The following is a 677-nucleotide window of genomic DNA, read 5'->3' as shown; positions in this document are numbered from 1 at the left end:
TTTGCTTACTTTCTGCATCTATCTACATCAACCATTAGTCGACGTTTGATATAAAAAAACGCATCACAAGTGATACGTTTTTTGCGTCGTTGTTTGTATTCGACTCTATTCGCAGTCGTCTTCATCGGCGTTAACTGGGAACAAACACATTAAGCGCCTGAGGACGAATCTTGATCTCTAAACGACGGCCAGAATAGAGCTCACCGTCGATGACGTAGTCAATCGGCTTATCCGCAGTAATCGTTACCCCTGTCGCGCTCGCGTACTGAAACAGATTCGACTCATCCTGCGCACCGACGCTGGTTAATGTTAGATCCGACAACGCCACTAGGCGTCCACCCAGCGACTGAGTGTTATCAAGGTAGGTAATGTGCAGTTTCCCATCATCTGGCTGCGGCGCGCCGCCACCTTGCGCTAACACAGTACTGAATGGCGCGATGTTGGCCACGACGAAGCTGTGCACGTCCATCTCCTGACTCTCCCATCCTTGTTCACTCGCCGCCTGCCCTTCGAGGGTTACTTGCAGAGTTTGCACCTCTTCGGAAATCACAGCGTTAAAAAAGCCCGTTAAATACGCCAGTTGCCCAAAAGCATTTTTCTCTTCACGATGCGCGTGTTCAATCATCTTCTGTTCCAAGCCAATACCCAGCACCAACAGAATCAAACGCTGATTACAT

General features: G+C 49.2%; 1 pseudogene. It reads right to left on the bottom strand.

Annotated features, from left to right (window positions below):
• Positions 1–130 precede the first annotated feature (130 nt).
• Positions 131–677 (bottom strand): annotated as a pseudogene (locus tag R7040_RS26945) (hypothetical protein); the annotation flags it as partial.

The organism is Vibrio sp. 1069 (assembly GCF_033340555.1).
Note: the sequence above shows the minus strand (reverse complement) of the source record. Positions and strands in the feature narration are given on the sequence as shown.